Origin of the sequence: Streptomyces sp. NBC_00425, from assembly GCF_036030735.1 — a bacterium.
In the GTDB taxonomy this organism is placed as follows: Bacteria; Actinomycetota; Actinomycetes; order Streptomycetales; family Streptomycetaceae; genus Streptomyces.
Genome location: NZ_CP107928.1, coordinates 1,912,806 through 1,923,925 on the forward strand (window position 1 = coordinate 1,912,806; position 11,120 = coordinate 1,923,925).

The 11,120-nt window shown below is 74.4% G+C and carries 10 protein-coding genes; 3 read left to right on the forward strand and 7 right to left on the reverse strand.

Annotated features, from left to right (window positions below; all coding sequences use genetic code 11):
- Positions 1-31: 31 nt before the first annotated feature.
- Positions 32-829 (forward strand): N-formylglutamate amidohydrolase, encoded by a 798-nt coding sequence (locus OHS82_RS07835; RefSeq protein ID WP_328433591.1) that lies wholly within the window; start codon positions 32-34, stop codon positions 827-829.
- A gap of 130 nt (positions 830-959) precedes the next feature.
- Here the strand turns inward: OHS82_RS07835 and OHS82_RS07840 are convergent, their stop codons facing one another.
- Genes OHS82_RS07840 through OHS82_RS07850 form a run of 3 tightly spaced genes read right to left on the reverse strand, consistent with a single transcriptional unit; the run spans position 960 to position 3,584 of the window.
- On the reverse strand, positions 960-1,502 hold the full coding sequence (locus OHS82_RS07840; protein WP_328436038.1) for a hypothetical protein: 543 nt from the start codon (positions 1,500-1,502) through the stop codon (positions 960-962).
- 14 nt (positions 1,503-1,516) lie between these two features.
- Positions 1,517-2,155, reverse strand: coding sequence for an RNA polymerase sigma factor (locus OHS82_RS07845; protein ID WP_199863940.1), 639 nt, complete (start codon positions 2,153-2,155; stop codon positions 1,517-1,519).
- A gap of 7 nt (positions 2,156-2,162) precedes the next feature.
- Entirely contained in the window at positions 2,163-3,584 is a 1,422-nt protein-coding gene (locus OHS82_RS07850; RefSeq protein WP_328433592.1) for a S8/S53 family peptidase, read from the reverse strand.
- A gap of 200 nt (positions 3,585-3,784) precedes the next feature.
- Between OHS82_RS07850 and OHS82_RS07855 the strand changes: the two genes are divergently transcribed.
- Positions 3,785-6,364, forward strand: coding sequence for a CHAT domain-containing protein (locus tag OHS82_RS07855; protein ID WP_079041523.1), 2,580 nt, complete (start codon positions 3,785-3,787; stop codon positions 6,362-6,364).
- Positions 6,365-6,606: 242 nt separating this feature from the next.
- Here the strand turns inward: OHS82_RS07855 and OHS82_RS07860 are convergent, their stop codons facing one another.
- Positions 6,607-7,536 (reverse strand): carbohydrate kinase family protein, encoded by a 930-nt coding sequence (locus tag OHS82_RS07860; RefSeq protein WP_057582444.1) that lies wholly within the window; start codon positions 7,534-7,536, stop codon positions 6,607-6,609.
- Positions 7,533-8,219, reverse strand: coding sequence for a class II aldolase/adducin family protein (locus OHS82_RS07865; RefSeq protein ID WP_057582443.1), 687 nt, complete (start codon positions 8,217-8,219; stop codon positions 7,533-7,535). Before OHS82_RS07865 ends, OHS82_RS07860 begins: the two co-directional genes overlap by 4 nt.
- A gap of 58 nt (positions 8,220-8,277) precedes the next feature.
- Between OHS82_RS07865 and OHS82_RS07870 the strand changes: the two genes are divergently transcribed.
- Positions 8,278-8,928 carry a TetR/AcrR family transcriptional regulator gene (locus OHS82_RS07870; RefSeq protein WP_057582442.1) on the forward strand — a complete coding sequence of 217 codons (651 nt, stop codon included), beginning with the start codon at positions 8,278-8,280 and terminating at the stop codon, positions 8,926-8,928.
- Positions 8,929-9,072: 144 nt separating this feature from the next.
- Here the strand turns inward: OHS82_RS07870 and OHS82_RS07875 are convergent, their stop codons facing one another.
- Both OHS82_RS07875 and OHS82_RS07880 read right to left on the reverse strand, forming a co-directional pair.
- Positions 9,073-10,269 carry a serine hydrolase domain-containing protein gene (locus OHS82_RS07875; protein WP_328433593.1) on the reverse strand — a complete coding sequence of 399 codons (1,197 nt, stop codon included), beginning with the start codon at positions 10,267-10,269 and terminating at the stop codon, positions 9,073-9,075.
- Positions 10,270-10,496: 227 nt separating this feature from the next.
- Positions 10,497-10,724 (reverse strand): hypothetical protein, encoded by a 228-nt coding sequence (locus OHS82_RS07880; protein ID WP_328433594.1) that lies wholly within the window; start codon positions 10,722-10,724, stop codon positions 10,497-10,499.
- Positions 10,725-11,120 lie beyond the last annotated feature (396 nt).

The window sequence follows — 11,120 nt, forward strand, 5'->3', positions numbered from 1 at the left end:
CACGCCACTGACAACGCCCTGGAGCAGCCTCATGACCTCCGCCGTACCGTCCTTCGCGTTCCTTCCCGGCGCCGCCGGGTCGCCGGTGATCCTCCATGTGCCGCACTCGGCGCGGGAGATACCGGCCGAGGTGCGGGCGGGCATCGTGCTGGGCGACGGGGCGCTGGAGCGGGAGCTGGACCACATCACCGACGCGCACACCGCGCGGATCGCCGAGGAGGCGGCCCGGCGGGCGGGAACGGCGCCCTGGCGGTTCGTGAACCGGCTGTCGCGCCTGGTCGTCGACCCGGAGCGGTTCCCGGACGAGCGGGAGGAGATGCGGGCCGTCGGCATGGGCGCCGTCTACACCCGGACCACGCACCGCGAGCCGCTGCGGCCCGAGGACACCGACCCCGGGCCGCTGCTCGCCCGCTACTTCCGGCCGTACGCCCGGGCGATGGCCGACGCCGTCGGCGAACGGCTCGCCGCCGTCGGACGGGTCGTCGTCATCGACGTCCACTCCTATCCCGCCGCGCCGCTCCCCTACGAGCTGCACGGCGACGGCCCGCGGCCCGCGGTGTGCCTGGGCACCGACGGCTTCCACACCCCGCCGGAGCTGGCGGCGGCCGCGCGGACGGCGTTCGGGGAGATCGGCGACACGGGCCTCGACAGCCCGTTCGCGGGGACGTACGTACCGCTCGAGTACTACGGGAAGGACGCCCGGGTGAGCGCGCTGATGGTGGAGATCCGCCGGGACACGTACATGAGCGAGCCGGGCGGCCCGGTCGGCCCGGGAGTCACCCGGCTCGCGTCGGCGCTGGCTGCTCTCGTGGACGCCGTCACCGGCTGAGCGCCGTCGACAGCATGTGACCGGCCGGCCGCCCCGCACGACCCGTCCTGAACGGCCTGTCCCACATGAGCTGTCCTGAACGACCCGTCCCCCGGCCTGTTCCGCCTGAGCCGTCCGGCGGGGCGAAGGCTCAGGCGCGCAGCCACTCCGTGACGACGACGTCCCCGCCGGTCCGCAGCCGCAGCGCGAACGGGCCGGCGGGCGGTGTCGCGGAGGCGAAGCGGCCCAGGTCGTCGGCGGTGAGCGCGGCGCCGGCCCGGGGGCCGTGCAGGACCTCGATCGACGCTGGCTGCGGCGGCAGGAGCTGCCCCAGCAGTCCGTCCTCGGTCACCTCGACGTCGACCGTGAGACCGTCCGAGTGGAACGTCAGCATCCGCGGCACGTCCACCGCCCCCCGCACCGGGACCGCGTCGACCAGCGAGTCGAAGGTCAGCTCGGCGATCCGCGCGTCCAGGTCGTGCAGCGCGTAGGCCTCGACGGCGGCCCGCCTCAGCTCGGCCGGCACCGGGTCCAAGGCGGCGGCGGCGTCGCGGAGTTCCTCCTCCATCCGGTCGTGGTCGAACTCCTCGTCGACGAAGGGGACGTCACCGAAGAAGTCGTCCGGCTCACCGTCGTCCACGTGGTCCATGGGGTTCATGCCGTTCTTGCCGTTCATGCCGTTCTTGCCGTTCATGTCGCTCATGGCGTTCACAGAGCTCCCCGTGCGTCGAGTCGGGCGCGCAGCCGGCGCAGGCACCGCTGGCGCATCGGGCCGATGCTGCCCACGGCGATGCCCAGGGCGGCCGACACCTCCTGGTAGCTGGGCGGCGGCGAGGCGATCAGCACCCGCAGCAGTTGGCGGCAGCGCTCGCCGAGCGCCTCGAACTCCTGCCACAGGAACCGCACGCGCTCGCCCTGTGCGGCCGCCTCCTCCGAGTCGAGCACCGACTGCTCGGGCGTGCGGTCCTCGCTGGCCCGGTCGAGCAGGTGCGGATCGTCGGTCGGGGTGAGCCGGTGCAGCCCCTTGATCACTTTCAGGCACTCGTTGCGGGCGGTGCTCGCGAGCCAGGACCCCGCCTTGTGCGGCTCGCGGATCCGTCCGAGGTGCTGGGCGAAGCGGAACCAGACGGTCTGGTACACCTCGTGTCCGTCGGCGTCCGAGAGCCGGTGGGCGCGCACGACCGACCACACCAGTGGGCTCAGCCCGTCCACCAGGCCCTTCCAGGCCGCCGCGTCGCCGTCGACGGCGGACTGGACGAGCGCGCCGACCTCAGTACGGTCCACGGTCCCACCCCTCGTGTACGGCCTGTCATCGTACGCCGTGGCGGGGTCCGTCCCGGACCTCATGCGGCCCTCACGCTGGACCGACCGGGACCGGCCGCCAGGTGGGCGGCAGCAGGGCCGGCACACGGACGCCCCGCACCTCGGCGAACTCGGCGTTGCCCGCCAGCAGTTGGCGGGCAGCGGCCCGGGGGTCGGTCAGCTGGTTCGCGCTCATGTGGGCGGCGACCAGGCCCGCCGCCACGGGGGTCGCGAAGGACGTCCCGCTCCAGGACGCGAGCCCCTCGAACATCACCTGGTCCGGCTTGCCCGGCGCCGCCTGCTGCGCCTCGCTCAACACCCCGGTGTGGCGCGGGGACCGGCAGGTGCAGGAGTAGGCGAAGCCGTAGCGGCAGGCGTCGTAGGTGGAGTGCTGGTAGACGTACGGAACGGGAGTGCCGAAGCCGGTGAAGGCGCTGACCAGCCGCTCCCCGGGGGCGTACGCCTTCACCCAGGGGCCGTGGTTGCTGAAGCACGCGCCGAACGCGCCGTCGCCGCGCAGCGCGCCCACCGACAGGACCGCGTCGGCGTGTTCGGGAAGGGCGGCGTAGGCGGCGGGCCAGAACGGCGCCGCACTCGCGTTGTTGCCGGCGGCCGCGACCAACAGGGTGTGCCGCGAGCGGAGTTCGTCCATGAACGCGGCGACGCCGAGCAGACCGTCGACACGGCCGTTGGAGGTGCCCGCGGAGATGCTGAGGATGTCGGGCCAGCCGTCCTTGACGGCGTCGAAGAGTCTCTCGCCGAACTCGGACTCCAGGATCGCACCCGCGTCGTTGAGCGTGCCGCGCACGGTGACGTCGGTGTTCGGCGCGACGGCCGCGACGAGGCCGGCGATGAACGTGCCGTGGCCGACGTACTGCTGGAGGACGCCGTCCTCGTCGGTCTCCCGGGCCTGGAGGTCGCCGCCGGTGTGCGCCAGCAGCGGGTAGGAGCGGTAGTCGTGCGTGAGGCCGGTGTCGACGACGAGGACGCCGACAGCGCGCGCCGGGTCGTGGGCCCACGCCGCGGCGCCGGGGTTGGGCGGCCCGGTGCGCGGCGCGGGCACCGGCTCGTCGCCGGGGCAGGCGTTCACCGCGATCGACACCACGTGGTTGCGGCTGACCAGCCGGCGGCCCGCGCGTCCCTCCGTCTCCCGCAGCGCGCGCAACGCCCCCGCGACGGCGTGGTCGGCGGCGCGGCCGCCCTCGCCCGGGTCGCCGACCCGGATACGGGTGATGCCCGACCGGCCCGCCTGCGGGCCCGCGCGGCGCACATGGTCCGGGACGAGACCCTCGGTCGCGGTGAAGTGCGTACGGACGGCGTCCTCGACGACCTGGGCCTCCTCGCCGTCACGGGCCAGGACGACGCCCTTCTCGTAGATGAACTCGGCGGAGTCGTCCGGGCCCATCGCCAACGGGACGTCGGGCAGCGAACGCTGGATCTGGTCGAACTGCTCGTGGAAACGCTGCGGTGCCATGGCATGTCCTCCCCTGCAAGCCGGTGGTCGTCAGAGTGAGCCGCGAGGCGGTCGTCTGATACAGGTGGTGCGACGGCGGATGAGGGTGGTGCGGTTGCGGCCGCGCGCGCCTTCGTCGCGAACCGGTGTGGTGTGCGGCTCCGAGCACTACCATCCCTGGGGTGACAGCGGGAAACGACTCGGTTCTCGAACTGCTGCCGATGGTCTTCGCCGCCCCGGGCGACGCGTTGTCGCGGGCGGAGGAAGTGCTCGAGACCGATCCGACGCCGTTGCACGCCTCGGTGGCGCATCAGGTCATCGGCATCTGGCAGCGGGACTGGGGGGACGTCCGTCTCGCCCTCGACCATCTGCGCCGCGCCCGGGACCTCGCGGCGCGCTCGGACTCGGCCGAGCGCGAGGCGGACGTCCTCGGCACACTCGGCGTGGCTCTGGTGCACGCGGGCCGCACCCGGCAGGGGCTGGCCGCGTTCGAGCGGGGCGTCGCCCGCGGCACGGGCCACACCCGCGCGCGCGTGCTCTACCGGCGGGCCTACTCCCTGTGGGTGCTCGGCCGTCATCGGGAGGCGCTGGAGGACGTCCGCCGGGCGATACCCGTGCTGCGTCAGGCGGACGACGTCATCTGGACGGCGCGCGCCCGCACCCTGCGCGCCACCGTGCACCTGGCTCTCGGGGCGGTGGAGCGGGCCGAGGCGGACTTCACCGCGGCCGAGGCGCTGTGGGACACCACCGGCCAGGAACACGACAAGGCGGACGCGGTGGAGAGCCGGGGGCTGGCCGCGTTCCACTCCGGGGACGTGCCGGCCGCGCTGCGGCTCCTCGACGAGGCGCAGGAGCGGTACGCGGGGCTCGGCACGCCGACGTTCATGCTCGCCATCCGGCGCTGCGAGGTCCTGATGGCGGCCGGCCTCGCCCCGGAGGCACTGGCCGAGGCGGATACCGCGATCGGCGTGCTCGACGGGATCGGCGGGCAGTCCACCCGCAAGGCGGAGCTGCTGCTGACGGCCGCGCGGGCGGCCCGGCTGGCGGACGATCCGGCGACGGCGATCGCCCGCGCGGCCGTCGCCGAGCGGCTCTTCGCCGGTCAGCGGCGCACCTGGTGGGAGGCGCACGCGCGGCTCGTGCTGATCGAGGCCCGGGCCGCCACCGGACGCAGGTCGGGCCGCCTGGTCGCGGACGCCGCCCGGCTCGCCGAGCGGCTGGCGGCCTTCCAGGCGCCCGCAGCACCTGAGGCCTGGCTGCTGGCGGGCCGGATCGCGCTGGACCTCGGCTGGGCCGCGGACGCAGAGCGGTGTCTGCGGATCGCGGCGCGCAGCCGGCGCAGCGGTCCGCCGCTGGCCCGGGTGACGGGCTGGGCGGCCCAGGCGCTGTGGGCGCGGGCCACCGGCTCCGGGCGGGGTGTGCTGGAGGCCTGCCGGCGCGGCCTCGACGTCCTCGACGACCACCGCACGACGCTGGGGGCCTCGGAACTGCGGGCCCGCGCGACCGCGAGGGGCGCGGAACTGGCCGCACTGGCCCAGCAGGTCAGCCTGGAGCGGGGCGGGCCGCGGCAACTGCTGGCGTGGAGCGAGCGCTGGCGGGCCACGGCCTTGTCCACGCCGCCGACCCGGCCGCCTGCCGACCCTGCGCTGCTGAGCGGACTCACCGCGTTCCGGGTGATCGCCTCCCGCGCGGAGGCCGCCCGCAGGGACGGCCGGCCGGTGCCGGCCCTGGAACGCGAACAGCGGCGTCTGGAGCGGGAGATCCGCTCCCGGACCCTGCACATCCGCGGGGTGGCGCCCTGGGGCGGCGACCGGCTCGGCGGCGACCGGTTCGACGCCGGGCGGCTGCTGGACCGGCTCGGCGAGGGGCGACTGGTCGAACTGGCCGTGCTGGACGGACGGGTGCAGGTGCTGCTGTGCGGGGGCGGGCGGGTGCGCCGGTTCGCGGGCGGGCTGCTGGCCGACGCGGAGCGGGAGGCCGAGCACGTTCAGGCCGGGCTGCGCCGGCTGGCCCATCCCGGCGCGGAGGGACGGCTGCCGGTGGTGGAGGCGATGGGACGGCGGCTGGAGGAGCTGCTGCTCGGCGAGGCGGCCGGGCGGCTGGGGCCGGGACCGGTCGTGGTGGTGCCGCCGGCACGGTTGCACCGGGTGCCGTGGGCGCTGCTGCCCGCGCTGCGGGAGCGGGTGGTCAGCGTGTCGCCGTCGGCGAGCGGCTGGCTGCGGGCCGGGGAGACGGAACCTCCCCCGGGCGGGCGGCAGGTCCTCGTGCGCGGGCCGGGGCTGGCCACCTGCGGGGCGGAGGTCCCGGAGGTCGCCGGGCGGTACGGCGCGCCCGTCGTGCTGGAGCACGAGGACGCCCGTGTGCCGCGCGTCCTAGCGGAGTTGGACGGGGCGGCGCTGGCGCACATCGCCGCGCACGGCACGTTCCGCGCCGACAGCCCCATGTTCTCCTCGTTGCGGATGGCGGACGGTCCGCTGATCGTCCACGACTTCGAGCGGCTGGCCCGCAGCCCGTACCGGATCATCCTCTCCAGCTGCGACACCGCCCGGCTCGCCTCGGTCGGCGCGGACGAACTCCTCGGTCTGGTCACGGCGTTGCTGCCGCTGGGCACGGCCGGCGTGGTCGCCAGCAGCGCACCGGTCAACGACGCGGCGGTCGTTCCCCTGATGCTGGCCCTGCACGAGGGCCTGCGCCGCGGGCTGTCCCTCGCCGAAGCCCTGCGCGACGCGCGGGCCGCGCTCCCGGGAGACGCCCTGCACCAGGCGACGGGCTGGGCGTTCACGGCGTTCGGCGCCGCGTGAACGCGCCGGCTGTGTGAGGGCGTGCCTGCCGCGTGAACGCGCGCCCACCGTGTGAGCGCGCGCCCGCAGACGTCGCGTGAACGCGCCCCCCCGTCAGGCCGGTTCCTCCCGGAGGCCGCGGCCCCGCCCAGGTCCGCCCGGCCCAGGTCCGCCCACGCCGGTCCGCACCGCCCCGCCGCGACTCGCCCGGCAGCGCTGGGAGCGGCCCTCTTCTGGGCGCCGGGCGCTCGCGCGCGGTCGGCTCACTGGCGGGGTTTCTGTGTCGCGGCGAACGCGTCGGCGGCGGCGAGGTCGAAGTCGCCGTGGTCGCTGCCGAGTCCCTGGGCGACGAGTGCGGCGGCGGCGCTGCCGAGGACGGCGGCGTCGCCCGGCGTGCGGCCCAGGCCGACGCCCCGGAGGTAGCCCGCGGAGAACGCGTCGCCGCATCCGGTGGTGTCGACGACGTCGATGGCGAAGGCGGGCACCGGCTCCGCGCCGTCCGCCGTCACCACGAGCGCGCCGTCCCCGCCGCGCGTGACGGCGACGACGCCCACGCCGGCGGCGAGCAGCTTCCGGGCGCCCGTGAGCAGGTCGCTCTCACCGGTGAAGCCGAGGACCTGGTCCTCGTTGGGCAGCAGATGGTCGATGTACGGCAGGGCCGCCTCGATCTGCTCGAAGCTGCCGAGGACACCGGGGGCGAGCAGGTCCACGGAGGTCACGACGCCGTGTTCCCTGGCGTAGGACAGGATGCGCGCCGCCGCGTCGACGCCGATCAGCTCCGGGCCGCCGAGGTGCAGATGGGTCGCCTCGGCGAGGGCGTCCCAGGGGACGTCGTCGGGTCCGTACGTGATGTTCGCGCCGAGCAGGTGCAGCGAGGGACGGTCGCCGTTGGGCCGGATCGGCAGGACGCTCGCGGAGGTGGCGGTGTCGGTGCGGCGGACCACGAACCCGGTGTCGACGCCGCCCCTGTTCAGCAGCTGGATCAGCATGTCCCCGGTCGGGTCGGAGCCGACGGCGCCCGCGGTGCGCACCTCGGCGCCGAGTTTGGCGAGGGTGAGCGCGGTGCCGCCGGCGGTTCCGGCGGCCGTCATCCGGATGTCGTCCACCAGGGTCGCGCCCTGGCCCTCGGGTATCTCCTGCACCGGCCGCACCAGTACGTCGAGCACGTGCACGCCCATCGTGACGACCTTCATCGGGCTTCCTCCTGCGCGGGTGGAACGGGGTGGGTGGCGCCGTAGTTCCGGGCGATCGCGGCCTCGACGACCGCGAGCTGCTGCTGTTCGTCGAGGACGCGCGGGCGGCCCATGGCGGCCGCGCGCTGGTAGACGCCGCACGCCCATTCGAGGAGCAGCGCGTTCTCGACGGCCTTCGCCAGGGTCGGAGCGTGGGTGAGCGCGCCGTGGTTGGCCATCAGCACGGCGCTGCGGCCCTCGAGCGCGGTGAGCACGGACTCGGCGAGTTCGGGCGTGCCGAACGTGGCGTAGGGCGCGACCCGCACCGTGCCGCCGAGGGCGAGCAACTGGTAGTGGATGCAGGGCAGTTCGTCGAGCACACAGGAGACGGCGGTGGCCATCGGGGCGTGCGTGTGGACGACCGCGCCGGCTCCGTGACGGCGGTAGACGCCCAGGTGCAGCTCCAGCTCCGAGGTCGGCTGCAGGTCCCCGGTCACGATCCTGCCGTCCAGGTCCACCACGGTCACCTGGTCAGGGGTGAGGTCGGCGAGGACGGCGCCGGTCGCGGTGATCGCGACCCGGTCCTCGACGCGTACGCTCACGTTCCCGGCCGTGCCGATGAGGAGGCCTTCGGCCCCCAGGCGCCGGCAGGCGTCCGCCACGGCGGTCCGCTCCCGGCCCGGCGTCGCGCTTGAGGCGGTCATGGGCGCGAAGGTAGCGTAAACGTGAAACAAAGTCACGTTCAGATTTGGAGGCAGTTCCTTGGTCCAGGCGACCGCGGGTCCCGACGGCGGCGTTCCCCTGCGCCGTACCCCCCGGCAGGCGCGCAGCAGGGCACGTCTGGCGCTGATGCTGGAGGCCGCCGAGCGCATCCTGGTGGACGAGGGCGTCGAGGCGCTCACCACGACCCGGGTCGCGGCCGAGGCGAAGGTGTCGGTCGGCTCGCTGTACCAGTACCTCCCCGACCGGAATGCGATCATCGACGCTCTCGCGACCGGGTACTTCGCCCGTCTGGAGGGCGTCATGGACGACCTGGTCCGGGCGGCGGCGCAGGAGCGGTGGGACGATCCGGTGGGCGTCCTGGTCGACACGTACGCCGAGGTGTACCGCACCGAGCACGGCTTTCGCGCCCTGTGGTTCGGCAGCGGGCTGACCGAGCGGACCCGGGCCGCCGACCGCGAGCACAAGGGCCGGATGGCCGACGGGATCCGCCGCGTCCTGCGCGCCCTGGGCGTGGCCGGCGACGACGAGGCACTGGCCAGGGCCGGCCACGCCGCGATCCTCGCCGCCGACGCCCTCGCCCAGGAGGCGTTCCGCCGGGCCCCCGAAGGGGACGCGCTCCTGCTCGACGAGGCGAAGACGATGCTGCGCGCCTACCTGACGGAGATCACCGCTCGACACGACGGGACGTGACGCCGCCGCCGGACGGCGCCCGGTTCGAGGTCGGCCCGGAGTTCCCGGGCGGACACCCGGTGAGCGCCGCGCTCTCGTGCGCACGGCCGAAGGCCCCGTCCCGGGAAGGAGGACGGGGCCTTCGGCCCGCTCGAGCGGCGCGGGTCAGGTTCCGAGGGGGTGCTGCGGGTCCAGCAGTTTCGCGATCCGCTCGGTGATCGTCTGGGAGTTGTTGCCGGCGGGCGCGTTGCGGCCCACCGTCGTGGACACGGCGATGGAGAGCCGCTGGTGCGGTTCGTACGCCATCACGGCCGCGTAGCCGAAGAAGGACGGGTTCTGGACCACCCAGCCGTTCTTCACGACGACGCCGAGGCCGAAGTGGAAGTCCTCGGTCATGGGCAGGCAGACCGTCGCGGGGCAGGTGGCGGTCGGGTGGCCGAGGCCGACCGTGCCCGGGTTCAGCTGGGTGCGGAAGGACTGCCGCGAGAGCAGCTCACCCGAGCCGACGGCCTGTCCGGAGCGGGCGAGGTCGCAGATGTCCTGGGTCAGGACGGCGCCGGGCGCGGTGGTCCAGGACGGGTTCCAGTAGGTGGACTCCTCGTAGGTGCCGCGCTCGTCGTCGTAGGCGTGCAGCACGGGCTGCGGGATGACCGCGGTCTCGTTGCTGCGGGTGTTGCGCAGGCCGAGCGGCCGGTAGACGCGTTGGCGCAGCAGGCGGTCGAGCGGAGTGCCGGAGATCTTCTCCAGGGCGCGGCCGAGGAGGACGAAGTTGGCGTGCGAGTAGCTCCAGTTGGTGCCCGGCGCGTACCACAGGGGGTGGCTCAGGGAGAACCCGACGACCTCCTCGGGGGTCCAGTGCTGCCAGGGGTCGGCGTAGAGCTTCTTGAGGAAGGCCGGGTCGGTGACGTAGTCGTGCAGGCCGGAGGTGGAGTCGCCGAGCATGCGCAGGGTGATCTTGTCGCCGTGCGGCAGCCGGGGCAGCCACCGGGAGACCGGGTCGTCGAGGTCCGCCCGGCCCTCCTCGACGAGCTGGAGCAGCACCGTGCCCATGAAGGCGATGCCGACCGAGCCGGTCCGGAAGTGCATGGCGGGGGTGGCGGGGACGTCCGTCATGGACTCGCCGACGGCGGCCGTGACGAGTTCACGGCCGCCGACCGTGACCTTGACGAGGGCGGCCTCGAGGTCGAGCTCCTTCTTGGCCTTGCGGACGATGTCGAGGACCTTGCGCGCCTGGCCCTGCGGGTCGCGGGTGGTGGTGCAGGCACGGTCGTGGCGCTCGGGGAGGGCGGCCGCGACCGCGGTCTGCAGGGTCGAGGCGAGGAGGGCGGCGGCGCAGAGCAGCGCCGTACGGGTACGCGTCATACGCGCACTATGGGCTGATTGTCACAGCGGTCCGGCGGCCAACACTCCGGACGCCCGCGCCACGGACCCGGACGGCGGACGAGGCGTCCCCTGGCTGCCGGTCACCGGGCCGCCCGGCTCGCACGCCGGGACCACGCAGCCAAGCCGGTCGACGACCTCCCGAGGATCGGCTTGACTGCGTAGTCAACCCAGTCTTGGCAGCGGCCCGGCCCCCGTCAAGACCCGTCTCACCGCGGAGCGCACGCGCCGCGGGCGGTCCGGCGCAGCCGTCGGCCGACCGGACGCCGCCACCCGGCCCGCCCGGGCTCCTTCGACCAGCCGCCCGAGGTCCGTGGGCCGGTCGCCCGGGGCCCGTCGACCGGCAGCCCGGGCACGCCGGCCGACCGCCCGCGAGCGGCGTCCGCGAAGAGCTGTTCCAGGACATCCACGGCCGCGGAGCGGGCGGGAGTGACCATGACCACGAAGCCTTCCCCGCCGCTCAGGGGCCGACACACCGATCGCGGCGCGCCGTGCGGACGACGCCGGAAACGGACGTCCCGATGTCGGACTTGCGGTCCCAAGGGGCCTATTTCCACGAGTCGTTGACGCTTCGACGACACCCCCGGCCCACGATCCCGGGCGGCGGCAGAAGGAGTTCATCCGCATTCCTGCACCCCGCCCCGTGCGTGCGACTGACCGAATCGTTGCGGCTGAATACCGGCCGATCGTTCGAACGTTGACCAGTGAGTAATAAGCGCACTACCTTTCAACGCGTTTCGAGCACGCGCTGTAGAACGGCGTTCCGCGGTGAACCTCTGCCCGCTGGAATCCGGTGAGCCGCCTTTGCTGTCCCGAACCCCCCACCGTGCAGT